The sequence below is a fragment of the Nocardia sp. A7 genome, from assembly GCF_046549215.1.
Taxonomy (GTDB): domain Bacteria; phylum Actinomycetota; class Actinomycetes; order Mycobacteriales; family Mycobacteriaceae; genus Nocardia.
Genome location: NZ_JAJPWE010000002.1, coordinates 511074 through 536125 on the forward strand (window position 1 = coordinate 511074; position 25052 = coordinate 536125).

At 68.2% G+C, this 25052-nt stretch carries 21 protein-coding genes; 9 read left to right on the plus strand and 12 right to left on the minus strand.

The features are described from left to right. Window positions 1-10: 10 nt before the first annotated feature. The 4 genes from ACLJPD_RS13790 to mftR all read right to left on the minus strand — a co-directional run bounded on the left by ACLJPD_RS13790 (window position 11) and on the right by mftR (window position 2447). The gene (locus tag ACLJPD_RS13790) at window positions 11-424 is read right to left on the minus strand and encodes an ATP-binding protein (RefSeq protein WP_056809992.1); all 414 of its coding nucleotides are present in this window, start codon (window positions 422-424) and stop codon (window positions 11-13) included. Then, window positions 414-794 (minus strand): STAS domain-containing protein, encoded by a 381-nt coding sequence (locus ACLJPD_RS13795; RefSeq protein ID WP_056809990.1) that lies wholly within the window; start codon window positions 792-794, stop codon window positions 414-416. Before ACLJPD_RS13795 ends, ACLJPD_RS13790 begins: the two co-directional genes overlap by 11 nt. A 10-nt stretch (window positions 795-804) precedes the next feature. After that, window positions 805-1710, minus strand: coding sequence for an STAS domain-containing protein (locus ACLJPD_RS13800; protein WP_056809988.1), 906 nt, complete (start codon window positions 1708-1710; stop codon window positions 805-807). A 110-nt stretch (window positions 1711-1820) separates the two neighbouring features. Beyond that, window positions 1821-2447 (minus strand): mycofactocin system transcriptional regulator, encoded by a 627-nt coding sequence (gene mftR, locus ACLJPD_RS13805; protein WP_410872475.1) that lies wholly within the window; start codon window positions 2445-2447, stop codon window positions 1821-1823. Window positions 2448-2523: 76 nt separating this feature from the next. On the opposite strand from mftR, the gene mftE reads away from it, so the two are divergent. The 3 genes from mftE (at window position 2524) to ACLJPD_RS13820 (ending at window position 5013) form a co-directional block, all read left to right on the plus strand. Further along, on the plus strand, window positions 2524-3225 hold the full coding sequence (mftE, locus tag ACLJPD_RS13810; protein ID WP_410872476.1) for a mycofactocin biosynthesis peptidyl-dipeptidase MftE: 702 nt from the start codon (window positions 2524-2526) through the stop codon (window positions 3223-3225). After that, on the plus strand, window positions 3222-4466 hold the full coding sequence (mftD, locus tag ACLJPD_RS13815) for a pre-mycofactocin synthase MftD (RefSeq protein ID WP_410872477.1): 1245 nt from the start codon (window positions 3222-3224) through the stop codon (window positions 4464-4466). Before mftE ends, mftD begins: the two co-directional genes overlap by 4 nt. Window positions 4467-4548: 82 nt before the next feature. Further along, window positions 4549-5013, plus strand: a complete 465-nt coding sequence (locus tag ACLJPD_RS13820; protein WP_410872478.1) for a hypothetical protein — start codon at window positions 4549-4551, stop codon at window positions 5011-5013. A 42-nt stretch (window positions 5014-5055) separates the two neighbouring features. Here the strand turns inward: ACLJPD_RS13820 and ACLJPD_RS13825 are convergent, their stop codons facing one another. Next, window positions 5056-5568, minus strand: a complete 513-nt coding sequence (locus ACLJPD_RS13825) for a MarR family winged helix-turn-helix transcriptional regulator (RefSeq protein WP_410872479.1) — start codon at window positions 5566-5568, stop codon at window positions 5056-5058. Window positions 5569-5836: 268 nt separating this feature from the next. On the opposite strand from ACLJPD_RS13825, the gene ACLJPD_RS13830 reads away from it, so the two are divergent. The 3 genes from ACLJPD_RS13830 (at window position 5837) to ACLJPD_RS13840 (ending at window position 9563) form a co-directional block, all read left to right on the plus strand. Further along, window positions 5837-7513, plus strand: coding sequence for a fumarate hydratase (locus tag ACLJPD_RS13830; protein WP_410872480.1), 1677 nt, complete (start codon window positions 5837-5839; stop codon window positions 7511-7513). A 187-nt stretch (window positions 7514-7700) separates the two neighbouring features. Continuing rightward, a complete protein-coding gene (locus ACLJPD_RS13835; RefSeq protein WP_410872481.1) occupies window positions 7701-9044 on the plus strand; it encodes an ABC1 kinase family protein in 1344 nt (447 codons plus the stop codon). Window positions 9045-9053: 9 nt separating this feature from the next. Then, a complete protein-coding gene (locus ACLJPD_RS13840) occupies window positions 9054-9563 on the plus strand; it encodes a M15 family metallopeptidase (RefSeq protein ID WP_410872482.1) in 510 nt (169 codons plus the stop codon). 11 nt (window positions 9564-9574) lie between these two features. On the opposite strand, the gene ACLJPD_RS13845 is transcribed toward ACLJPD_RS13840, so the two are convergent. Next, window positions 9575-10711 carry an epoxide hydrolase family protein gene (locus ACLJPD_RS13845; protein WP_410872483.1) on the minus strand — a complete coding sequence of 379 codons (1137 nt, stop codon included), beginning with the start codon at window positions 10709-10711 and terminating at the stop codon, window positions 9575-9577. A gap of 85 nt (window positions 10712-10796) precedes the next feature. On the opposite strand from ACLJPD_RS13845, the gene ACLJPD_RS13850 reads away from it, so the two are divergent. Continuing rightward, window positions 10797-11759 (plus strand): helix-turn-helix transcriptional regulator, encoded by a 963-nt coding sequence (locus ACLJPD_RS13850; RefSeq protein WP_410872484.1) that lies wholly within the window; start codon window positions 10797-10799, stop codon window positions 11757-11759. 152 nt (window positions 11760-11911) lie between these two features. Here ACLJPD_RS13850 and ACLJPD_RS13855 read toward each other — a convergent pair whose 3' ends face one another. Beyond that, on the minus strand, window positions 11912-12331 hold the full coding sequence (locus tag ACLJPD_RS13855; RefSeq protein ID WP_410872485.1) for a RidA family protein: 420 nt from the start codon (window positions 12329-12331) through the stop codon (window positions 11912-11914). A gap of 62 nt (window positions 12332-12393) precedes the next feature. Here ACLJPD_RS13855 and ACLJPD_RS13860 point away from each other — a divergent pair, with 62 nt between their 5' ends. Beyond that, a complete protein-coding gene (locus ACLJPD_RS13860; RefSeq protein ID WP_410872486.1) occupies window positions 12394-13374 on the plus strand; it encodes a helix-turn-helix transcriptional regulator in 981 nt (326 codons plus the stop codon). Between the two features lie 60 nt (window positions 13375-13434). Here ACLJPD_RS13860 and ACLJPD_RS13865 read toward each other — a convergent pair whose 3' ends face one another. The 4 genes from ACLJPD_RS13865 to ACLJPD_RS13880 form a co-directional block, all read right to left on the minus strand. After that, the gene (locus tag ACLJPD_RS13865; protein WP_410872487.1) at window positions 13435-17724 is read right to left on the minus strand and encodes a TIGR02680 family protein; all 4290 of its coding nucleotides are present in this window, start codon (window positions 17722-17724) and stop codon (window positions 13435-13437) included. 2 nt (window positions 17725-17726) lie between these two features. Continuing rightward, window positions 17727-19103 (minus strand): TIGR02678 family protein, encoded by a 1377-nt coding sequence (locus ACLJPD_RS13870; protein ID WP_410872488.1) that lies wholly within the window; start codon window positions 19101-19103, stop codon window positions 17727-17729. Further along, window positions 19100-20602: a TIGR02677 family protein gene (locus tag ACLJPD_RS13875; protein ID WP_410873405.1), complete on the minus strand. Its 1503-nt coding sequence runs from the start codon at window positions 20600-20602 to the stop codon at window positions 19100-19102. Before ACLJPD_RS13875 ends, ACLJPD_RS13870 begins: the two co-directional genes overlap by 4 nt. A 132-nt stretch (window positions 20603-20734) precedes the next feature. Then, window positions 20735-21874, minus strand: a complete 1140-nt coding sequence (locus ACLJPD_RS13880; protein WP_410872489.1) for an XRE family transcriptional regulator — start codon at window positions 21872-21874, stop codon at window positions 20735-20737. 350 nt (window positions 21875-22224) lie between these two features. On the opposite strand from ACLJPD_RS13880, the gene ACLJPD_RS13885 reads away from it, so the two are divergent. After that, complete coding sequence (locus ACLJPD_RS13885; protein WP_410872490.1) at window positions 22225-22530, plus strand: hypothetical protein; 306 nt, start codon at window positions 22225-22227, stop codon at window positions 22528-22530. Here the strand turns inward: ACLJPD_RS13885 and ACLJPD_RS13890 are convergent. Then, a complete protein-coding gene (locus ACLJPD_RS13890) occupies window positions 22432-24987 on the minus strand; it encodes an AMP-binding protein (RefSeq protein ID WP_410872491.1) in 2556 nt (851 codons plus the stop codon). The genes ACLJPD_RS13885 and ACLJPD_RS13890 overlap by 99 nt on opposite strands. Window positions 24988-25052 lie beyond the last annotated feature (65 nt).

Here is a 25052-nt window from a genome sequence, read left to right on the forward strand (position 1 = left end):
GATCCCGTCCTCATGCAACGTCGGGTACCCACTTCCACATCTCGATCAACGTCCCGCGACCCGGGGCGGAATCGATGGTGAGGCGGTCCATCAGCCTGCGCGCGCCGGGCAGCCCGAGGCCGAGTCCGCGGCCCGTGGAGTAGCCGTCTTCCAGCGCCCGGGGAATGTCACGAATGCCGGGGCCCTGGTCCTCGGCTTGGATGACGAGCGCGCGGCGACCCTCGCGCAAGTCGATGAGCAACCTGATCTCGCCGCTGCCCGCGTAACTGGTGATGTTGCGGGCGATCTCGGAGATGGCGGTGGAGATCATGGTGCGGTCGGTGAGGGTGAAACCGAGGTCACCGGCCAACTCGCTACCGGCCTGCCGGGCGGTGACGATGTCCTCGGACACCTTGACGGCGATCGCCACCTGCTCAGCGGCCACTGTCGCGACCGTCTCGTCGTCGCGGATGCCGATTCAGCCAGGACAGGCCTTCCTCGAGATCCAGCGCGGTGTGCATGTCTTCGAAGGTCAGTCCCAGTTGAACCATGGCGAAGGCGACTTCGGGTTGCAGCCCGACGATCACGGTTTCCGCGCCGCGCAACTGGGTCATGTGCGCGATGGTGCGCAGGGATCGTGCGGCGAAGGAGTCCATCACGTCGATGGCGGTGACATCGACGATGATGCCGGTCGCGCGGTAGCGACTGACCTGCTTCATCAGGTCGTCCTGTAACCGCTCGGTGTCGGCATCGGTCAACGCCGACTGCACGGACGCGATCAGGTACGTGCCCTGCTTGAGAATAGGTACCGGCATGGTGGCTTGGTCAGCGCCCGTCCCGCTCGCTCAAGCGCTCGGTGACTCGGGAGACCTCGTACCCGAGTAGACGCTCAGCCTCTTCGATACCGCCCTGCAGGTCGCCGACGGCATTCATCTTGGACAGATCGAGGCCGATGGTCACCAGGGTCAGCGCGATCTCCGAGGACAGGCCGGTGATGATCACGCTGGCGCCCATCAGACCCGACGCGTCGACGGTCTGCACGAGGTGGTTGGCCACCACGGAGTCGATCGCGGGCACACCGGTGATGTCGATGACGACCACCTTGGCGCGATTGGCGCGGATGGCACGCAGCAACTGCTCGGTGAGCTGGCGGGCGCGCTGGGAGTCGAGCACACCGATGATCGGCAGGATGAGCAGCTGCTCGCGGACCTGCAACACCGGGGTGGACAGCTCGCGGATGGCCTCTTGCTGGCGGCTGATGACGCGCTCGCGTTCCTGCACGAACGACACGGCCACGGTGTTGGCGATGCGGTTGGCGGCAGGTTCGTAGGCGTCGAGCACGCGGTTGAGCAGCTCGAAGTTGGACTGGTACTTCTCGAAGAGACTGCGGGCCAGCACGTCGCGCAGCAGCAGCACGATGCCGATGACCTCGTCGGTCTCGACGCCTCGCGGAATGATGCGCTCGGACAGGTCGCGGGCGTAGGCCTGCAGTGCCTCGACGCTACCGGTGACGAGCACCTCGACGTAGTTGTCGTACATCGACGTCGCCTCGGAGAAGATCTCCTCCGGGGTCATCGCGGTCAGCAGTTCGGCTTCGGTGATACGCCGTGCCCACTCTTCCCGCAGCCCGGTGCGGTTCTGCCGCAGGTGCTCGACCAGCTGCGGGAGCAGATTGTCGAGCGGCTGCGCCGGCAGCGAATCCGCCGAAAGACTCGTGGACACCTCGGACATGGAAACCCCTGCCCCTTTCGACGACGGACGTTCTCGGTGCGCACAGTGCGCGATGTGCCTGAGCCTACTCATACCCCCATTGCCGTGCTGCCCAAACGTGGCGCTGTCGGCTATTCCGGGGCGAACCCGCGTTCCAACGCCCGCAGCGCCTGGTCCAGGTAGGTGGTCAGATCGGTATCGCCGCGTTCGAGCCAAGCATCGAAGGCGGCCCGCGCGGCGGCCAGGGTGGTACGTCCGACGGCCAGCGGAACAAGGTCGCTCGAGGTGGCGCCGAGGCGGCTCGCGGCGAACTCGCCGACGGCACGCTCCCACGCGTCGTAGTGCGCGCCCGCGCCCGCCGAGAGCGCGGGAACGCCGGAGACCAGCAGCATTCTGGTGCGCAATTCGGGAATGTCCTCGGCGCGATATCTGTTGGCCGCCACCACAATGCGGCGGACCGCCGCCATCATCGGTTCGTCGGGGGGGACGGCGGCGAACGCGGCGCGCAGGTCGTCGACCTCGTTGTCGAACTGGTGCCACAGCACCTCGGCCTTGGTGGGGAAGTAGCGGAAGAAGGTGCGTTCGCTGACGCCGGCCTCGGCGGCGATGCGTTCCACGGTGACGTCGTCGAATCCGTGTTCGGCGAACAGTCTCATCGCGATCACCTCGAGTTCGCGGCGCGTGGTGCGCGGCGGACGCCCGCGGTGCCCCGGTTGCTTCGGAGTCGACGTAGGTGCGCGCGAAGGCGGGGCGGACATGGATACAGGATAGAGACGGGCATTCGACCTGCACGAGCTATTGATTATGTCAGTGACTGACGTTAATGTTTGGCCCATGTTCGTGGCGCACCTCACATCGCCCGAGGCAGGTGTGCGCGCCGCCGCGGGGGTGATCCTGGTCATCCCGCTCGGCGCGACCGAGCAGCACGGCCCGCATCTGCCGCTGTCGACCGACAGCGACATCGCGTCCGCGGTGTGCGGCCGGGTCGCGGCCGAGCGTGCCGACGTGCTCATCGCCCCTGCCGTTCCCTACGGCGCCAGCGGCGAGCACGCGGGATTCGCGGGCACCCTCTCGATCGGCCAGGCGGCGCTGGAACTTCTCGTCGTCGAACTGTGCCGCTCCGCGACGGACACCTTTTCGCGGATCGTGCTGGTCAACGGGCACGGCGGCAATGTGGAAGCACTGCGCCGCGCGGTCGCCTTGTTGCGGTCGGAGTCGCGCGAGGTGCGCTTGTTCTCGCCCGGTTACGGCGGCGACCCACACGCCGGGCGCACCGAAACCTCGATCCAGCTCGCACTGCGCCCCGACCTGGTACGCACCGAACTGGCCGAACCGGGGGACCGCCGCCCGCTGACCGAACTGCTGCCGCTGCTGCGCGCGGGTGGCGTGCGCGCCTGTAGCCCCAACGGAATCCTGGGCGACCCCACCGGATCGAGCGCCGACGAAGGCGCCGGCCTGTTGCGGGTCGCCACTACCGCATTGCTGGAAGACCTGCGCCGATGGTGGCCGCAGGATCATGAGGAAGGACCCCGATGAATCCCTGGTTCGAGACCGTTGCCGAGGCGCAGCGGCGCGCCCGCAAGCGCCTGCCGAAGTCGGTGTACGGCGCGCTGATCGCCGGTTCGGAACGCGGACAGACCATCGAAGACAACCAGACCGCGTTCACCGAACTCGGTTTCGCCCCGCACTGCGCGGGCCCGATCGGCGAACGCGACCAATCGACCACGGTGCTCGGTCAGCAGATCTCCATGCCGGTGCTGATCTCGCCGACCGGTGTGCAGGCGGTGCACCCCGACGGTGAGGTCGCCGTCGCGCGCGCCGCGGCGGCGCGCGGAATCGCCATGGGGCTCAGCTCTTTCGCGAGCAAGCCCGTCGAAGAGGTTATCGCCGCCAATCCGTCGACCCTGTTCCAGCTGTACTGGTGCGGCAACAAGGATCAGATCCTCGAGCGGATGGCCAGGGCGAAGAAGGCCGGGGCGGTAGGCCTGATCCTCACCCTGGACTGGTCGTTCTCGCACGGGCGCGACTGGGGCAGCCCGGTGATCCCGGAATCGCTGAACCTGCGCACGATGATGAAATTCGCGCCGCAGACCCTCGCGCGCCCGCGCTGGCTCGCGACCTACCTGCGTTCGGGTGCCATCCCCGACCTCACCGCGCCCAACATGGCGGTCGGCGGCGGCGCGGCACCCGGGTTCTTCGGCGCCTACGGCGAATGGATGCAGACCCCGGCACCGGACTGGGACGATGTCGCCTGGATCTGCGCGCAGTGGGACGGCCCGGTGCTGCTCAAGGGCGTGATGCGGGTCGACGACGCGCTGCGCGCCGTCGACGCGGGCGTTGCCGGTATCTCGGTGTCCAACCACGGCGGCAACAATCTCGACGGCACCCCCGCCGCCATCCGCGCACTGCCGGTGCTCGCCGACGCGGTCGGCGACCAGATCGAGGTGCTCCTCGACGGTGGCATCCGGCGCGGCAGCGATGTCGTGAAGGCCGTGGCGCTCGGCGCCCGCGCGGTCCTGATCGGGCGCGCGTCCCTGTGGGGTCTGGCGGCCAATGGTCAGGCAGGCGTCGAGAATGTTCTCGACATCCTGCGTGGCGGAATCGATTCCGCGCTACTGGGTCTGCGCAAGACCTCGATCAACGATTTGACCCGCGACGACATCGTGATCCCCGCCGGTTTCGAGCGGGCGCTGGGCGTGCATTCGGGTCAAAAGGATTCGGGCAAACAGGATTTCACGAACAACGCAGCGGTGGTCAGCGGCGCCGCGGCTGGATAGTATCGGCGGTTGGTCAGCACCGCCTGAGGGGGAGTTCGTGAGTGTGGTTTCGAAAATCGATGGTTCGCGTAGCCGAACAATGATGTCGCGCAGCGTGTCCTACACGCTGCCCGCCGTGGTGGCGGTGGCCCTGGTCTCGGCCGGCTGTGGCACCGCCACCCCGAAACCCGCACCGCGCGCCGCGTCGACCACCCTCACGACCACCTCGAAGCCTCCGACGACGACATCGCGGGTGAGCACGACGACCGCCGCCGCCGCGAAACCGGCGGCGGTCGGCGTCTGCGTGGACAAGACCACCAACGTTCGCGTGGTCGACGATCAGTGCGACACCACCGACACCAGGTACTCGCGCTTCTGGTACCAGCACACCGACACCTTCGTGTACCCGGCGATCGGTGTCGCCGTCGCCATCGCCGCAGGCAGTTTTCTACGCCCGACCAGCGGCGACGTCTTCGACCGCGGTGTCCCGACGGACGGCGGCACGGTCACCCGCGGTGGCCTCGGCAAGGCCCGCCCCGACTCCTCCGGCGGCAGCTCGGGTTCGTAGGGCCGGACCCGCCCGGCGCGTTGTGGCCCGTTCGGCCGTGTCTCACGACAGTTCGGCCGCGACTTCCTCGATGACGCGCGGCCCGTCGTATTCCCGTGCGGCGCTGCGGTGGTGGTCGACGAGGGTGTCGTAGATCTCGGCGAGGGCGGCGAGCTGGTCGCGATCGAGCACATCGATCATGTGTCTGCGCACGCTGCGCACATGTGCGGGCGCGGCCGTGGTGAGCAGTTGGCCACCGGTCGTGGTCAGTCTGGCCACGGTGCGGCGCTGGTCGTGCGGCATCGTCTCGCGCGAGACCAGGCCACGTTTCTGCATGCGGGTGATCTGGTGCGAGAGTCGGCTCTGCGACCATTCGAGCGCACCGGCCAGATCGGCGAAGGTGAGCCGCTGACCTGGTGCGTCGGCCAGGTAGACCAGGACGGAATATTCGACGTAGCTCAGGTTGGCATCCCGGCCCGCGTCACGCCCGATCGCCGCGGCGATCAGGTCGCGGGTCCGGACATAGCCCAGCCAGGCACGCATTTCGACATCATCGAGCCACTGTGGATCTGTCACGATCGAGCTCCAGATTCTGAAGGTGCAGGCTTCGGATTGAACGGTGCATCCCCGCCACCGCCCGGAGAATGGTTAGCACCGTTTGTGTTGAACGTGCAACCTCGACAAATATTCAGCTAGCTGTTTTCCTGGCAGGACCAGGAAGATAGGGTTGCCTAACCAGAGGCTCAGTGTGCAGGAGTCGATAGGCTGCGGATTGCTTTGTGACCAGCCCTGCCTGGTGCTCCGCAGTGTTGCGGTGCCCGCCCTGCCCGAAGGAGTGCGATCCGTGACCGCGCCGGAGTTCCGCTATTCCGATCTGCTTCCGATCGGCGCCGACGAGACGCCCTACCGCCTGCTCACCAGCGAGGGGGTCAGCACCTTCGAGCACAACGGGCGCACCTTCTTGCAGGTCGAGCCCGAGGCGCTGCGGCTGCTGACCGAGACGGCGATCCACGACATCAGCCACTACCTGCGCCCCGCGCACCTGCGGCAGCTGCGCAAGATCATCGACGACCCCGAGTCCTCGGGCAACGACCGCTTCGTCGCGCTCGACCTGCTCAAGAACCTCAACATCTCCGCCGGTGGCGTGCTGCCGATGTGCCAGGACACCGGCACCGCGATCGTGATGGGCAAGAAGAGCGAGGGCGTGCTCACCGGTGTCGACGATGCCGAATGGCTCAGCCGCGGCATCTTCGACGCCTACACCAAGCTGAACCTGCGCTACTCCCAGCTCGCCCCGATCACCATGTGGGACGAGAAGAACACCGGCTCCAACCTGCCCGCCCAGATCGAGCTGTACTCGACCGAGGGCGACGCCGACAACCCGGTGTACAAGTTCCTGTTCATGGCCAAGGGCGGCGGTTCGGCCAACAAGTCGTTCCTGTACCAGGAGACCAAGGCCGTCCTGAATCCCGAGCGCATGCTCGAGTTCCTCGACGAGAAGATCCGCTCGCTCGGCACCGCGGCCTGCCCGCCGTACCACCTCGCCGTGGTCATCGGCGGCACCAGCGCCGAATTCGCCTTGAAGACAGCGAAATACGCCTCCGCGCACTACCTCGACAACCTGCCGACCGAGGGCTCGATCACCGGTCACGCGTTCCGCGATGTCGAGCTCGAAGAAGAGGTGTTCCAGCTCACTCGTGAGTTCGGCATCGGCGCGCAGTTCGGTGGCAAGTACTTCTGCCACGACGTGCGCGTGGTCCGCCTGCCCCGGCACGGCGCGTCCTGCCCCGTCGCGATCGCGGTCTCCTGCTCGGCCGACCGCCAGGCGTTGGCCAAGATCACCAAGGACGGCATCTTCCTGGAGCAGCTGGAAACCGAACCGGCCCAGTACCTGCCGGAGCAGACGTCCGATATCCTCGGTGGCGACGTCGTGCAGATCGATCTCAACCGTCCGATGGACGAGATCCGCGCCGAACTGTCGAAATACCCGGTGAAGACCCGTCTTTCGCTGACCGGTCCCTTGGTCGTGGCCCGCGATATCGCCCACGCCAAGATCAAGGAACGCCTCGACGCGGGCGAGCCGATGCCGCAGTACCTGCGCGACATGGCCGTCTACTACGCGGGGCCCGCGAAGACCCCCGAGGGTTACGCCTCGGGCTCCTTCGGTCCCACCACCGCGGGACGCATGGACTCCTACGTCGACCAGTTCCAGGCAGCGGGCGGCTCGATGGTCATGCTCGCCAAGGGCAACCGCTCGGCCCAGGTCACCAAGGCGTGCAACGAACACGGTGGCTTCTACCTCGGTTCCATCGGCGGTCCCGCCGCCCGTCTGGCCCTGGACTGCATCAAGAACGTCGAGGTCCTCGAGTACGCCGAACTCGGCATGGAAGCCGTCTGGAAGATCGACGTCGAAGACTTCCCCGCCTTCATCGTCGTCGACGACAAGGGCAACGACTTCTTCGCCGAAACCTCCAAGCCCATCGCCCTGCGCGTGCGCACCCGTTCCACGGAACGCGTGTAGCCATCCCGCTTCGATGCCCCGGTTTCCGCTTCGGCGGGTGCCGGGGTTTTCGTCTGTTTTCGCGGACCCGGCGGCGGCTGTCACCTCGGTGTACTGTGACGCACGGCATACGGCGTACATGGCCTGACAGGGGTGTTGATTGGCGAGCGGTGGAGTTCCCAGGGGGCGGGCGACGCGCAGCGCGAAGTTGGGTCAGTTCGCTGCCGGTCAGGCCATGCGGGAAGTCGGGCGGCGGCTGTCGATGGTGGGGCGCACCGACGAGGCGCGGGAGGTCCTCGCCGAGCGATCGGCGATGATGAAGGCACAGCAGATCGTCGCGGTGCTGGGAAGCATGAAGGGCTCGGCGATGAAGCTGGGGCAGATGGGCTCGGTGCTCGATCTCGACTTCGTTCCCGAAGCGCACCGTGAACAGTTCCGCGCCCAGCTCGCGGCCCTGCAGGATCGGGCGCCCGCGATGCCGTTCGCGACGATGCGGCAGGTGGTCGAGGACGACCTCGGCCCGCTGGCGCGGACCTTCGCCGAGTTCGGTGAAACGTCGATCGCGGCGGCTTCGATCGGCCAGGTGCACCGGGCACGACTGCACGACGGGCGCGTCGTCGCGGTCAAGGTGAAGTATCCCGGGGTCGAGCGTGCCGTCCATGCCGATATCAGCAATCTCGAGTTTCTCGCCAAAATGGGCAGAACGGTACTGCCGAGCATGGCCGATACCGGTGTACTCGAGGAGATCGCCAGCAATCTGCGCAGCGAACTCGACTACGAGCGGGAAGCCCGCACCCAGCATCGGGTCGCGCAGCGCTATCGCGGCCATCCCTTCATCACTGTGCCCGACAGCATCGAGGAATTCTGCACACACAATGTGCTGGTCACGGAATTCGTTGACGGACATCCGTTTTCGCACATGCAAACGCTGCCCGCCGCCGAGCGGGACCGGCTCGGCGAGCTGATCTACCGCTTCTATATCGCCGGTCTGTTCGCCGACAACGAGTTCTGCGGCGATCCACATCCGGGCAATGTGCTGCTGGCCGCTGACGGCAGGTTGGCCTTCGTCGACTTCGGTCTCTACAAGGAAATGGACCCGGCGCACGTCGAATTCGAACGTGACGTCCTACGGGCGGCCGCGGAGGGCCGGGGCGAGGATCTGTTCGCGGCGTGGGTGGGACGCGGGATCATCGACCCCGATTCCGCTGTCACCGTGGAGGAGAGTCTCGCCTACGTCTGGGCGGCCACCGGCTGGCATCTGCTCGACGAGGAGGTCACCATCACCCCCGAATTGGCCACCGGCGCACTGCTCCTCGCCGTCGACCCGCGCGCGTCGGACTTCCAGGGCATGCACAAACAGATGCTGCCACCGGAGCACGTGTTCTCCCGCCGCGCCGACCTGTTCACCTTCGCCACCCTGGGCCAACTGCGCGCCACCGCCAACTGGCACCAACTCGCCCGCGAATGGCTCTACGGCGAGCCACCGCAGACCGAGATCGGTCGGGTGATCGAGCGGTGGCGCCGTGGTCTGGGTGATCAGCCCGGTCGATAGAATCCGCCTATGACAACTGTGCTGGGCCACGTGGCCGACCGGATCCTGGTGACGATGACGGTCGCCGCCGCCGTGACCGGCCTCGGGATCGGCATCGCCGACGCCCAGCCCGAACCGCGCGAACAGGTCCAATCGGCCGCGGGCACCGAGGGCCTCGACCCACCCCTCGCCCTCGCCTACACGCTCGCCGAGCAGCAGGCGCACGCCGAGGATGTGCCGCTGTCCATCACGTCCGGTCACCGCACGTACGAGCAGCAGGAATGGCTGTGGCAAGACGGCCTCGCCACCTACGGCAGCCCCGACGAGGCCCGCCGCTGGGTGCTGCCGCCGGCGGAATCCACCCATGTCTCCGGGCACGCCGTCGACGTCGGCCCGCAGGTGGGGGCGCAGTGGCTCGAGGCCAACGGGAACCGGTGGGGGCTGTGCCGGACTTTCGACAATGAATGGTGGCACTTCGAGTTGGCCACCGCGCCCGGCACCCCGTGCCCGCCCCGGGTGCCGGACGCGAGCCAGCGCTAGAGCTCGATCGGTCAGCGGAGTTCGGCGAAGAATGTTCGGATGTCGGCGACGTGTGCGGCGGGTTCTTCCATCGCGACGAAATGGTTGCCCGGATTTCCCGACGGCCAGTGGGTGATCTTGTTGCCGTGATCGGCGATCTTGCGCATGAGCGGTGAACCGCCACCGTAGACGCCGGTCGGCACCAAATTCTGGTCGGTGGGCCAGCCGAAAACGCCGTCACGCAGTCCGTCGTACATCGGCCAGGAGGAGGTGCCGGTGGTCTGGGTGAACCAGTACAGGGCGATGTTGGTGAGCAGGTGGTCGCGGTCGATCACGTCTTCGGCGAGGTCGGCCATATAGGTGAACTCCTGGAACTTCTGCATCATCCACGCCAGCAGCGCGACCGGTGAATCGTTCCAGCCCAGCGCGAATGTCTGCGGCGCCGCGCGCAACAGGGTGTGGTGGTCGACGCCGCCGGTCATCCACTGCTGCATCTCGGCCCACTGCGCGCGGTCCTCGGCCGACATCGCTGGCACGTCGGCCTCGGTCGGCATGCCGATCCCGCCGTCGAGATGCACGCCGATCACGTGTTCCGGTGCGGCCGATGCCAGTTCCGGCGCGACATAGGCGCCGAGGTCGCCACCCTGGGTGCCGTAACGGTCATAGCCGAGTTGGTCCATGAGGACGGCCCACATCTCGGCGACCCGCGCCGTGGTCATTCCGGGTTCGCGCGGTGCCGCCGAGAAGGCGAAGCCGGGGACGGACGGGACCACGACGTCGAAAGCGAGCGCGGGATCGAGGCCGTGGGCGCGCGGGTCGGTGAGCGGGCCGATGGTGCGGGTGAATTCGACGAACGAGTTGGGCCAGCCGTGCGTCAGCAGCAGCGGCACCGCATCGGGCTCGGGGGAGCGGACGTGCACGAAATGTACATCGAGGCCGTCGATCTCGGTGACGAACTGGGGAAAGGCATTGAGCGCCGATTCCTGTGCGCGCCAATCGAAATCGTTCGCCCAGTACTGCGCCAGCTCGCGCAGGTACGCGGTGGGAACACCGCGTTCCCAGCCCTCGCCCGGGAGTTGCGCCGCCCAGCGCGCCCTGGTCAGCCGATCGCGCAGATCATCGAGGTCGGCCTGGGGGATGTCGATGCGGAACGGGCGAATGGTGGTCATCGGGACTCCTCGTTGTCGGTGTAATTCCGACGCTATCGGCCATCTAGGACAGTTCCGGTCCTAGATATGCGCGAGAATCGAGAACATGACCGACACCGCCGCCCGACTGCTCCGATTACTGTCTCTGCTGCAGATGCCACGTGAGTGGCCGGGCAGCGAACTGGCCGACCGGCTCGGCGTCACCGACCGCACCGTGCGACGCGATATCGACCGGTTGCGCGAGCTGGGCTATCCGGTGGTCGCCGCGATGGGCGCGGCAGGCGGATACCGGCTCACCGCGGGCTCGGCGCTACCACCGTTGATCCTCGACGCGGACGAGGCGGTAGCCGTGGCGGTCGGGTTGAGAGTCGCCGCGGGACAGGCGGTCGCGGGCATCGAGGACGCCTCCGTGCGAGCCCTGACCAAACTCGAACAGGTCCTGCCCGCGAAGCTGCGCAGGCGGGTGCGCGTGGTCGGGTCGGCGGTCACGGTCCGGGCGGGCGATGGGCCCGCCGTCGACCCGGAGGTCCTCACCATCCTCGCCGCCGCCGTCACCAACCGTGAACGCCTGCGCTTCACCTACCGCGACGCCACCGGCACCGAATCCCGCCGCCACACCGAACCCGCGGGCGTCGCCGCCGCGGGTCGCCGCTGGTACCTCGTCGCCTACGACCTCGACCGCGACGCCTGGCGTAGCTTCCGAGCCGACCGCATCGAAACCCCCGACCCCACCGGCGCCCGCATCACCACCCGCGACCTACCCGCCGCCGACCCGGCGGACTACGTCGCAGGCCGCCGAACAGACTGGGCCACACCCGAATACCACGTCGACGTCACCATCGACGCCCCACACGGCCGGATCGCAGGCCGCCTCGGCGAAGAACCGGGCACCCTGCGCGCCGACTCCGACACCACCTGCCGCCTGACCGCCACCCGCGACGACGACCCCACCTGGCTCGCCGTACAACTGATAGGGCTTGGTGTGCCTTTCCGTGTCCATGATTCGCCGGAATTGACCGCGCAGTTGCGCGCCCTCGCGGTCCGCATCCTGGACGCATCGGCCGATTGAGCTGCTCGCCGAGACGTACGGGGTTCTCCGCGCAGGCCTGGTCCGTCGGCAGCGCCTCGTAGGCGAGCCATGCGCCTACGAGGCGGTACCTGACCAGAACGGCCCTGTGTCCGATCGCGCGAAATCATCGCATTGCGGCGGAAGCGGGCGGGTCAGGGGCGGGCGGCGATGGCTTCGACCTCGAACAGGACATCCGGCGTCGCGAGGCTCGCAACGCCGACGAGAGTTTGGGTAGGCGGGGTCGTACCCCAATTCGCCTGTACCGCACCAGCGATGGGTCCGAGCTTACTGACGTCGTGGTTCACCACATAGGTCCTGAGTTGGACGACGTGGGCGAGGGTGAGGCCGTGGGCTGCCAAGGCGGTGCTGATGTTGCGGAAGGTTTGGTTCACCTGCTCGGTGAAGTCGGGGGAGACGACCGCGCCGTCCGGGCGGGAGCCGTACTGTCCTGAGACGAGGACCAGTTCCGTACCCGCGGGGACGACGGCAGTGTGACTGTAGCCGAAGGGGGTCGGGTCGTGCAGGCCGTCGGGGTTGACGAGGGTGTGGGACGCGTGGTCGGTGTTTGTCATGTCGATGAACCTGCCAGGAATACACGACATCCTGTGTCGTGTATTCCTGGCATAGTTTTCGTATGCGAGCTGACCGGCTGGTCTCCCTGGTGTTGCTGTTGCGGCGGCACGGTCGGTTGTCGGCGGACACCCTCGCGCGCGAGCTGGAGGTATCCACCCGCACGGTGCTGCGCGACATCGAGGCATTGTCCACGGCCGGTGTTCCCGTCTACGCCGAACGTGGCAGACACGGCGGGTTCGCGCTGTTGCCGGGGTTCCGGACCGAGCTCACCGGGCTGAATCACGATGAGGCGCTCGCCTTGCTGATCGCCGGATCACGGCGTGGCGCACAGGCCTTCGGCCTGGGGTCCGCGCTCGCCTCGGCCATGCTCAAAGTGGTCGACGCGCTGCCGGAAAGCTATCGGGACACCGCGCACGATGCGGCCGAGCGATTGCTCATCGACCCGGAGACCGACCTGCTGTCCCGTCGGCTGGTCGACGAGGAACTGTCCGACACGGTCGTGACCGAAGTCCGGCGCGCGGTCCTCGCCGGACACAAGCTGCGCATCCACTACGCCGCGGTGGACGAGAGCCCCCACTGGCGCACGGTGGACCCGATCGGCCTGGTCACCGCCCGGGGTCAGGGCTACCTGCTCGCCACGAGATCCGGCGAGGATCGCACCTATCGCCTGTCGCGGGTCGTGGCCGCCGAGGAACTCGACGAACCCGCACAGCGACCGGAACGGGTCGATCTGGACCAGGCCTGGCAAGAACGCAGCACGCGGTTTCGAGCCGGTGGCGAGCAGGTCACGGTCGCGGCGCGGGTGAATCCGGCTCGGCGCGAGGAACTGGCGGGCACCGCGCTGGCCCTACGCGTCGAGGAATCGGACGTGGCGGGATGGCTGCGGCTGGAGGTTACCTTCCAGGATCCGAGACACGCCGAATGGGCAATGTGGCAGCTCGGCACGAACGCGGAAGTCTTCGCCCCGCAGTGGCTGCGCGACTCGCTGTACGACCGTGCCGCCGCGATCGCGGCCCGCTACGAATTGCCATCCGAACACTGAGCGATCGCGCCTTGTGGAGGTCCTTCCGGCCTGCGGCGGTGGGCGAGGGCCGCCCGCTGTTCAGCCCACCGATGCCGGTTCGCCGGGCATACCTTCCAGCGTCAATCCGCCCTCGATCGTGTTCGGCACGCGGCGCCGGTTGGGGGAGCCCAGCGCCGTGCTGAGGTCGCCTCCGTCGTGCTCGGCGAGGAGTTCGCCGCTGTCCCAGACGAGAAGCGTTGCGCTGACAGTGTTTTCGGCGGTGGAGTGGGCCAGGTCGTAATGCGCGCAGCCGGGGACGTGGGCATAGGTGATCCACAGGTCGTAGCCGGTCATGAACAGGTCGAGATCGAATTGCACACTGAGGCTGAGCAATTCGCTGCGGCCGTTGTCGTCGACGCCGGCGAACGCTTCGTCGAGGGCCAGCAGGCGCGGAGCTTGCGGGTCGGCGGAGTCGAGCATCACGTGGGCGGCCGCGAAGAGCGGCAGGTGCAGCGAGACGGATTGTTCGCCGCCGGAGAGCGCACTGTGCCGGGCGACGGTGAGTTTGTCCTCGGTGCCGTCGCCGGAGATGAGTGTGAAGGAGAAGACGCGCCAGGTGCGGTAGTCGAGGGTGGCGGCGAGGATTTCGGGGTAGGAACGCTCAGGGTGGGCGGTGCGGGCGGCGCGGATCTCGGCGGCGAAGTGGGCGCGCACCGAGCCGAGGTCTTCCGGGCTCAGCGCGGTGGTGTCGCGGTCGAGGAGTTTGCACATCGAGCGCGCGGACTCCGACAGGCCGTCGGCGAGGATCCAGTGCACGCCGATGGTGTTGCCCGACGACATCCGGCGCTGCTTCATCTCCGCGCCCATGCGGGAGATGAGTTCGCGCGCGTCGGTGGTGCGTTCGTGAATCTGCTGAGCCAGGCCGGTCAGCAAGGCGTCTTCGAGGATGCGGCGTTCGGCGTCGGTGAGCAGTAGCTCCTGGTCGCGGCGGGCGGCGTCGATGCGGGCCGCGAAGTCGGCGAGGGCGGCTTGGCCGTTCTCGTCGTGGACGGCGACGACGGTGAGCCCGTCGGCGGCGTCCCAGTTCAGGCGGTAGTCGCGGCCGGACGCGGTGAGCGCGGCGTCGAACTCCTGGAGCGCGCTGGTGACCGCGGAGCGGGTGGACTTGCGCCCCGCCTCGGTGGCACGGACCTGGCTGGTGGCGGTGTCGAGGTCGGCGAACAGAGCAGCCACCTCATCGGGCAGCACCACCGGATCGGCTTCCGGGCCCGTGGCGACGATGCGGTATTGCAGTTGCTCCGGGGTGGACCACGCGGCATCGCTACTGGGCCAACGGTGTTCGACCGAGGCGCCGAGCAAGCTCAGCAGGTCGGGTCGGGCGTACGGGGCCAGCGAACGGACCTCGGCGAGCACCTCGGACAGTGCGGTGGCGAGCGCTTCGTTGGCGGTGCGATAGGCGGCCTCGGCATCGCCGACCGCTTCGATCGCGGCATTGGCGGCCTTGCGCGCGGCCCGCTGTTCGGCCTTGGCCGCCTCGATGGCGCCGCGCGCGAGGTCAAGGTCGCGGTCGATGTCCGCGGCACTGGCGCCCAGCGCTTCTCGCAGAGTTTCGAGCTTGCGTTGCTGCTCGGAACAGCCGAGCCGGGCGGCCTCGGCCTCTTCGGCGAACGCCTCGGCCAGTGCTCGTGCCTCGTCGTGCCGGTCGGCGCCCTCGCGTTCGCGTTCGCGTTCCCGCTCGTGTTCGGCGCGCAGGCGCAGCAGACCGGTTCCGGTGTTCTCGAAGTGGCGGATCGAGGCGGCCAGCGCGTCGAGTTCGCGTGGCTCGCGTGGGGTTCGGTGCGCCTGGGCTGCAGCGCGCACTTTCTTGTCCGCCGCGGCGACTTCGGCGACGGCTTGGTCGAGCTCGCGCTCGGCCTGTGTCGCCGCTTCCACTCGTGAGCGCATCAGCCCCGCGGTCTCGGCGACGGCACGCAAGGCAGCGGTCACCGCCGACGGGCGAGGCAGTGCCTTGGCCGCAGCGGACAAGGTGGCCAATTCCGCGGTGGCGGAGGTGTCTTCGGCCCGCGCGGTCTCGTGCTCGGCGGCGACGGCCTCGATCGAGGCTTCGATCTCGGCGAGCCGGGACTCGCGCCTGCGAGCTCGCGCGGTGGTCCCGATGAACTCGGCTTCGGGCTTGTGATGGTGCCCGACGAGGACGCCCTGCCGGAAGGATCCGGCGAGGCCGACCACGACCCGTGGCGCGTCGGCATCCGGCTCTGCGTGCAGAGGCTGTGTGGAGGCATCACGCAGGGCGACAGAGGCCAGCACGGCGGTCACGGTCTCGGTGGGAACCGTGAGGTCGGTCGAATCCTCTTCGACGACAAGGACATCGGCGAGAGTGCGGCCTGGCGGACGCTGATCCACCGGTAAGGGGAGGAGGAAGTGGTCGGAGTCGACGTCGGCGGGCAGAGTCGGGCCGCAGATCCAGCTGTCGAGTAGACCGCTGGACTGGAGTGCGGCTTCGACACCGGCCGCGTCCTGCGGGGACACCGAGTCGGCGAACCGCACCAGCTGCCACAGTGGCCCACCCGAAAGACCTTCGCGCACACCGGTTCTCGTCGGATGCGTTGGGGGAGCATCGTCGCGCTGTGCGGCGATCTGGGTGCGTTCGGCGACCAGGGCGTCGCGGCGCGCGGCAGCGGCGGTGGCTCGGGAGCGCGCCTCCTGGCGTCGGGTGCGGATCTGCTCCTGTAGTGGTTCGCACCACTCGGCCAAAACCTCGGACGCGGACGGAATGTCCGCCACGCCAGCACCGGCCATGGCATCGTCGAGCGCCGCGAACAAGCCGATCCTGTCCTGTCCGTCTGGATTCACGTCCGAGCGCCCACCTCGCGCCACCGGTTCGGCGACGGCCCCGAAGATCTCGCTGTGCGCGTTCCACCAGGTACGCAAGGCGGCGGCGGATTCGCTGCGGGCAAGGGCGACCGCGGCTTCGGCGTGGGCGACTTCCGCGGCGGCCGAGTCGCGCAGTTCGATGGTGCGTTCGGCGAGGCGTTCGGACCGGGTGCGGTCGGCGGTGGCGGTTTCCCACTTGCCCAACGCTTGTCGCACCGCACGGACGTCGGCGTCGCGTTCCTCCGCGTGGCCGCGGACCGCCGCGGTGAACTGGTCGCCGCGGCCCTCCGCACTCGGCGGTGTCCATTCGATACCCGCTTCTTCGGCGGCGGCGCGGACAGTGTCTTCGCCGCGGACGAGGGCGGCGGCCGCGGTACGCACCGCTTCGGTGGCGCGGGTGGCTTCCTCGACACGGCGTTGCAGTGTGTGCGAGGCTTCGGCGGCCTTGTCGCGGTGGGCGGCGGCGGAGGTTTCGAGCCGGCGGACGGCGTCGGCGAGGTCGTCGAGTTGCTGTTTGCCCTCGTAAGCGCTGGAGCGCTGCAGGTTCTCGCGGTCGGCGATGGCCTGTTCGTAGGCCTGGTCGGCGTTGTCGGCCCTGGTCTCGGCTTCGGTACGGTCGGTGTCGCGGCGGGTGCGCAGGGCTGTCGCGGCGAAGAGCGCGGTGGCGGCGTTGGTCACGGCATCGAGGCGGGTGCGCAGTTGATCGACATCGGTTTTCGCCTGTACCGCAAGGTATTTGCGGTAGACCTCGACGAAACGTCGGGTGGCGGTGTCGGCCTGGACGAGACCGTCCAGGGTGCGGCCGACCTCCTCCATATCGCTGAACGAGCGGGCCGCGTCGAGGATCAACTGCTCGTCGAGGGGGCGGAGGCCGTCGGTGAGTGCCTGCGAAAGTCCGCGTGGGTCCAGGTTCTTGGCGAGCTGGGGCCTGCGCAGGGTGAGGATCAGGTTGATCAGTTGGTCGTAGCGCTGCACGCCGAGCCCGAACATGCGCGCGTCGATCGCCGCGCGGTATTCGACGGGTCGGTCGACGATGGCGTCGCTGCCGATCTGCTCGGCCAGCTGTTTGCGGGTCAGTGGGCGGTCGTCGGGGCCGATGAGGGAGAAGTCGACCCCGGCGCGGCCGTCGGCGACGAAATACCAGCGGGTCACCTTGTCCGAGGAGCGGGTCGCGCGCATGCCGATCCCGACGGTGACGGTCTCGGGATCGTCCCAGCCCCCGCGCGCGAACTCCATCCATACATACGAGTAGGCCGATTCCTGCTTGCGGTACAGCAGGTTCGACTTCATGGTGCGTTCTTCACCGGCGAACGGGTTCAGCCTGCGTGGTTCGATCCGGCCGTCCAGCACGAACGGGAACAGCACTTCCAGGGCCTTGGTCTTGCCGGAACCATTGGGTCCGCGCAGCACCAGACGACCGTCGGCGAAACTGAATTCCTGGTCGCGGTAGTCCCAGAGGTTGACGATGCCCGCCCGGGTCGGGACGAACCGCACTCCGCCGTGAATGAGTGACATGCTCAGCTTCCTCCCGCTGGGGTGCTGCCGTCGGTGTCGGCGGCGGTGACGAACAATTCCTCGGCCTTGCGCACTCGCACGGTGACCACCGCGCCCCGATATCTGGCCAACGCGGGCAGGACCAGCAGCCCGTCCTCGACCGGCCGGATCAGCCGCAATTTGGTGAGCAGCGCGAGTACCTCGGTGGTGAGCCCGCCGACATCGGCCTGCCATTGCGCGGCGAAGGTCGCGCCGTATCGGTCGGTGAGCGCCGTGACGGTGGTGCGCACCCAGGCGTCGTCGAGGAACGGGTAGGTGACCGTTTCGGCGTCCTCGACTTCGTCGATGAAATCTGTTGCCGCCGTGCTGGTTTCCCTGTCATCGGCCAGCGGGGCGAACACGCCCGCCGTGGGAATGGACGTATCGAGGTGGTCGAGCAGCGCGTCATCCGGGGTCAGCGCACCCGGACGCTGGGAGATCGGATTGTCGAGATCGAGGACCGCGTCGGCGATCTCACCGATCAGCAGCAGCGCCACCTGTGCCAACGTGCCGGTGCCGGGGAAGCGGGTGTCGGAGAGCCGACCCGAGGTGTCGATCAACGCCACGCCTTCGGCTCGGCGTTCGGCGCGCAAGCCCGTGCAGTATTCGACCTCGCCGACCAGGCGGTCCTGGCCGAGCAGCGCGCGCTCGGCCGAGGACAGCTCATCGACATAAACGACCGGGCGCTCCACCAGTGCCCGGCGAACCCGGCGAGCCTGATCGGCCTGCGCCTGCTCGGTGTCTTCGGCGAGCAGACCACGCACGCTGTGCAGATGTTGCAGCGCCCGCGGGGGCCGGAACAGGGCGAACACCACCGGCCGGTCGATGTCGTAGAGCGCCTCGCCCGCCTCCGGATCGCTGGCCCAGCCGCCTGCGTCACCGTCGGCCAGTGTCAGCGCACCCCGCGCGCCCAACCAGCCGACGGCATCGACGAAGGCGTCGCGATCGGCGGCCCGCTCGGTCGACAGGTCGAGGCCCTCGATCCGGCTGGCGTAATCGGCCACATGTTCGGCCAATTCGGACAGGGTGATCTGGTCGCCCGCCCGGCCCAGCGCGGCCAGCGCCAGCGACAGATACGCGTAGCGGCGGCGGTCGAAAACGCGGTCGTTCACACTGCGGGCAGGCCGGGCGTCATCGAGTCGGTCGTGCACCGGGTAGAGCCGGGCCGTGGTCTCGGTGACCTCGAGTCGGTAACCGAACAGTTCGGCGAGGTCCTCGCGCAATTCCGTCGCCCACCGCCGGATCAGCGGCAACGCGATCCGGTCCGGGTAAACGCGGGTCACCAGGTGATTGGCCAACATCACCCGGGCCGCACGCTGATAGCTGTCGAGCGCGAGCGCGTCGATCCGCTGCCGCCTCATCGCGCACCTGCGCGTCGCGTCGAATCGCGCACTTCCAGCCGGCGGTTGTTCAGGTGGAGCAGCCCCGCCGCGGTGCGGATCACGGTCGACCCATCGCACGGGCGCACCGTCAAGGTGACACCGTTATCGGAACCTGTTGTGCCATCGACTTTTCCGCTCACGGGTACCCAGGCTGTCGAGGCCGCGTCGAGCAGGCGGAGCAGCACCTCGGTCTCGCGCTGATCCAGCTCCCGCTCGTGCACATTGCCCTTCGACAAGGAGGCGGCGGCCGCGGCGCGTTCGCGCTGCGCCGCCAGTTGGGCCTCGCGCAGCCGCCGAACACCCGCGTCGTTGCGCGAGATCCGGGCGGGTGCGCCCGCTGTGGGTGCCCGCCCGGTCTCGGCGAGCGTGCGGGATATCTCCAAAGGGGGCGCGTCCCACCAGGATCGGCTGGTCGGGATCAGTTCCGCATCGGGATGTTCGAGCGACAGGTGGCGTGGTTTGCCCAGCCCGAACACCGCGTCGTAGAGCGCGTGCGCGCTGCCGGTGGTGGGGGTGGCGACGAACCATCCGGCGAGGTGGCGCAAGGCCGATTCGCGGCTGATACCACCGCGGCGGGTCTCGGTGACCCGCCGTAACAGCGACAGCACCGCCGCGATCGCGCTCATCGTCGCCTCACGCAGCCGATCGGCCTCACACGTTTCCGAGGATTCGGCGCCCGCGGCGACGAACCAGGTGCGCAGTCCGTCCCAGCGCGAACGCCAATCCGCTTCGCGTTCATCCAAACTCAACAGCACCCGCTCGTCGCACCCGGCCGCGCGAGCGATCAACTGCTCGACCCCGGTCTCGGAGACCTCGCCGATCGCCGCCGCCAGCCGCGGCGCGAACCGGGCCAGATCCATACTGAACTCCCGCATGTGCGCGAGCAACGCGTCCTTGTGTGCCAGAAAGGATTCCGGGGTGATCTCGGTGGTGCGCACCAGATCGCCCAGCGACAGGTAGAAATGCGCGGCCCGCGCGGCCATGTCGGTGAGCGCGGCGTCGAGCCTGCGCAAGGTGGTGTAGACCCGCTCGCCATCACCGTCACGGTTGGCGGCGGCCAGCGTGCGCAGGTCGGCCAGCAACTCGGGCAGCACCAGCCGCGACAGCGACGCGTCCTCCATCCGGGCCGCGAGCACCCCGGCCACCGCCCGGTAGGCCTGGAAACCGGCCTGCGCGAACTGGTAGACGTAGTGCCGATTGCGGTACTCGGCCAGGGTGGCCGCACGTGTGCCGTCGTAGCTGCGTTCCAGCACACCCCAGCGATGCAGCTGCTCGAGCAGCGGACCGATCTCGACCGCGGGCAGTGGGACACCCGCGGCCGCCTCGATCCGAGCGCCCGACTCGGCCCGCGAAATCCACTCGGCGACGTCGTCGGCGTGCAACAACACCACGTAGGCCCCGCGCGCGCTGTCGAAGGCGCGCAGTACCCGCAGGTAGTCGGCGCGCTTCTCGGCGGTCGCGAAGGAGAACAACCGCAGACGCTCGTCCCACAGGGCGGGGACGGCGCTGGGCAGGCCGTCGGCGGAGTCGGTCACCGTAGACAGGTTAGTGGTGGCCTCCGGCTGCTCCGCCGGACCCGTCCCCGATCGGCGTGGCACCGCCGTGCGAGCTCACCCGACATTGAGCGATCGCAGCTGGTCGAGGAACGATTGGGTGCGCTGATCTCCTGGGTAGCGTTCGATGATCTCCCTGGCCGCCTCGCCCGCGATCCACGCCAGCGAGGGCAGCGACTTGCGACCGGCGGAGAACGCCGCGACACCCTCCTCGACCGCGCGCTCGAGATCGCGATCGCGCACGGCCACGACGGCCAGGGTCAGCCGCGCCTCCGAGACCCGCATGGGATTGCGGACCGAACCGTCCGGCCGGGTCGAATCGCTGATCACCTGCTGGGCGTAGCGCTCGGCCAGTCGATCCTGGCCCGCCACCCGGCAGCAGTCCATCGCGTAGAAGTCGAACTTCGTGGCATCGACGACGAAGTGATTGTCCAGATCGGCCGGATGACCCATCCGCGACAGGATCGCCCTGCCCTCGTCGAGCGCGGTCTGCACATTGCGGCGATCGCCGAGCCGGGCCCAGCCCTTGGCGCGCTGCGCCGCCAGCTGCACCCCGACGCTCATCGAGGTGGTGCCCGCCATCGCCTTCTCCGAGACATCGATCGCGCCACGAAAGTTGCCCTGCGTCAACGCGAACCACGCCGACATCTCCGCGGCCCACCCGACGATCTCGGCGTTGCCCGCCTCGCGGCCCAGTGAATCGGCCGCTCGCCGAGTGGCTTCGGCGCCCCCTCGGCGACCGAGATCGTAGTCGACGCAACCGACCAGCAACGCGACCCAGCCTGCCAGCACGAGTATCTCCCGATGCTGACTCAGGGTGAGTCTGCCGTCGAGCAGTGAGGTGATCCGGCGCAGCCACGCGGTCCCCTCGGTGTGCAGTGCGTGCGGGTCGGCGTAGGCGTACTCGCAGCACAACCTTTCGGCGGTGATCCGCACCGCGTCCAGGGTGGCGCTGTTGACGTCGGACATTCTGAGTCGTCCGATGAACTCCAATGTGTCCATACCGGTTGCCGATAACAGCTCGTCATCACGGTTGGGACGGGACTTCGGGAAGAACGCGGCGGTGACGGTGTCGAACGCGGCCGCGATGATCGGCGCGTAGAACTCGTCAGGTCGTGATTCCCCAGATTCCCAGCGGCGCCAGTTGCGCAGCAAGGTACTGTCCGTCGGCAGGTTGTGGGAGGACTTGGCACGCATCGCGCGAACAGCATCGCCTTGCGACCACCCCCTCGCGTCACGTTCCGAGCGCATCCGAACAGCCCAGACGGGTCGATCATCAGTTGCGGTCACGGCGGTAGTATTCCACCAGTTAACGTTCGGCGTCCCGGATAGGGCATCTAGATGTCATCGTATTGACATCTGCTGCCGGAGGCCGAGATTGTTCATGATGTAAGCAGGCACTCGGTTCGACAACCGGATGCCGGCTTTGCAGGAGAGCTTGCAGGGCAACGCAGTACCCCCGCGCGGCGCGCACCGCGTGGCGCGGGGGGATCGGTACACAACAGGTCCGACAACAGAACAGCGATCCCAATCCAACGGAGGTTCGGGTGGAAGCGTTGATCTATGGATACTTGCGGGACGATCTGGCCGATGGCCAGAGCGACCAATTGGAGGATGCGCTACGCAGCCTCGCACGGACCGCGGGCATGTGTTTCGCCGCGACGTTCCACGAAGCACCCGCGGGTGACGGTACGGCGTTCGCCGAACTCACCCAGGAACTGAAGCGGGCCGACGCCCACCACGTGGTGGTGCCGTCACTCGATCACCTTGCCGGCCAGACGATTCCGCGTGACATGCTGATCGCGAAGCTGGCGCACGAGGCGGCCGCTCAGGTGCTGACCCTGGAGCGATAGCCATGGCATCCGACGCCTGCACCGATCCACCATCTCGGTAGCGGCCGCACCGGCGGCCAGACAGGCCGCCAGTGCGAGCAGTCGCTGGTCACCGAAGACCGGGTACACCTGCCAGTGCAGCAGATACGCGAACAAGGAGCTGTCGGCCACCGCCACCGCCACCACGGCGACGACGGCGGGCACGCGCAGCGCGGGCAGCCAGATCAAGATCAGAATGCCTGCTATGACAAGGCGTTCCCGCTCGGTGACGCCGAAATATCCGGGCACACAGGCCAGCAGCACGGCGCTGACGATCAGCCGCTGCCGGACTGTCGTCGCCTTCGCCGCTGCCCAGCCGAGCACGAAGTACCAACTGGTCAGCGGTGAGAACGCGATATCGCGTGCGGGATAGAGCCCGAACGCGTGCCAGCGCAGGATCAGGGTGAGGCCGAGCAGGCCGAGCGCGAACCAGAACGGCGCCCGCCGTTCCCACCCGTCGATCCGAGGGATCCGGATCAGCAGCGCGCAGACCACCGTGCAGTACACGAGCACTTCCAGGAACCACAGATGTCCGGCGGTGTCGTTGCGTGGTCCGAGGATCTTGTTGAGCAGCAACACGTTGTACCAGCCGTAATAGCCAGGTTGCCAGATCATCGTGATCAGGACCCACAGCGCGGTCGGCACCGCGATCATCGCCACGGACCGCCCGGTGAGCTGGAGTCGCCGGGCGCGTGGGGCCGAATTCACCGCGAACCGCGCGAAGTTGTAACCGGCCACGGCGAGTAGCACGTGCGCCGCGCCCCACACTTCGAACAGTTGGATGTGCGAGCCGAGGATGAGCACGATGCCGATCGCGCGCAACGCAGTCGAGGCATCGAGGGCACGGCCGAAGCGGGTGCGGGCGCGTGGAGATCGTCCCAGGTCGGCGATCGAGCGTTGCGGCCAGTCGGTCGGCAGCGTGCCGAGCACGCGTTCCAGGCGGGCCGCCACTGTGACGTAACTCAGGGAATTGCCACCCAGGTCCGCGAAACTGTGTGCGGGCGAGATCGTCTCGAGCGACAGGCCGAGCGCGTCGGCGTAGATCGCGCCGACATCGTCGCCAGGGCGCGCCGGGGTGGTCGCGAGCGTGCGCACCGCCGGATAGTCGATCTTGCCGGTGGCCAGCCGCGGCAGTTCATCGACGACGGCCACGCTGATCGCGGTGGCGGGCAGCCCCGACACCTCGGCGATCAGAGGTGTCGCCGCACCTCGCACGCGATGCGAGGTCGCGGCCGCTGCCGACCGGGGGTGGATCGCCGCGATCAGCCGGTCGCCGTCGTCGGTGCAGGCTGCGACGAAACCGGCTGCGAACAGCTCTGATTCGACACGGCCCAGATCGATGCGCAGACCGAACAGTTTGGCGAAGCGACTGCGCCTGCCGACGACCTGGAACAGCCCAGCGGCGGTTCGCCGGGCCAGATCACCGGTGCGCAGCGCGTCGACGGTGCGGCCGAGTGCCAGGTCGGCGGGGCTGGTCGCGTAGCCGAGCATCACGTTCGGTCCGTGGTAGACGAGTTCCTCGCCGCCGTCGACCGGTGTCAACGTGAATTGCCCGCCGGGAACGGGGATTCCGATGCAGTCGGGGTGCTCGGCCGCCGATTCCGGTGGGAGATAGGCCATTCGGGCGGTGGCCTCGGTCTGGCCGTACATCACGAAGAACCGCCAGCCCGCGGCCGCGCCGAGCTGCGCGTACGTGCGCACCCTGGCCGGTTCGAGTCGGCCGCCTGCCTGGGTCACGTACCGCAGATCGGGCAGTGACATCCGCGCGAAGCCGATCCGGTCGAGGAGGTCGACGGTGTAGGGCACCGCGGCGAACGAGGTGGCCCGGTGCTCGCGGAATTCGTCCCAGAATTCGGGCTCGAGCACGGACCGCTCGGTGAGCAGCAAGCTCGCACCGCGCAACAGATGACTGTGGATCACCGAGAGCCCGTAGCAGTAGAACAGCGGCAGGGTGGTCGCCGCGCGGTCGTCCGGGCCGATGTCGAGGTACTCGGCGATGGACTCGGCGTTGGCGGTCAGGTTGTGCGCGGACAGCCGCACCAGCTTCGGCGACCCGGTCGATCCGGAGGTGCTGAGCAGCAGCGCCAGGTCCGGGTGGAGCCGGTGCGCCGAGTGTTCGCGGTTCACGACGACGCGACCACGGTCGATGATCACGTCCGGGTCGTAGGTTGCGGTCAGTTCACTGGTGAGCTCGCCGGTCAGCAACACCGCGCATCCCGCGTCGAGCGCACCGAGGTAGGCGACGAGGGAGTCTATGTCGTTGCCCGCGGTGAGCGCCACGAGCCGCCGGACAGGTCCGAGGTCGGCCGAGAACTGCGCGACACGGTCGGCGAGCTGGGCATAGGTCACGGGCGTCATGGACCGGGGCTCGTGCTGGTGCAGCACCGCGACACGGTCGTCGAAACCACGCAGATGGGCGACGATCGGTAACTGCGGCACGCGAAAAAGTCTAGGTGGCGTGCCGTCGGAGGATTGGAGAAGCCCGCCCGGCGAACTCCCGGTGA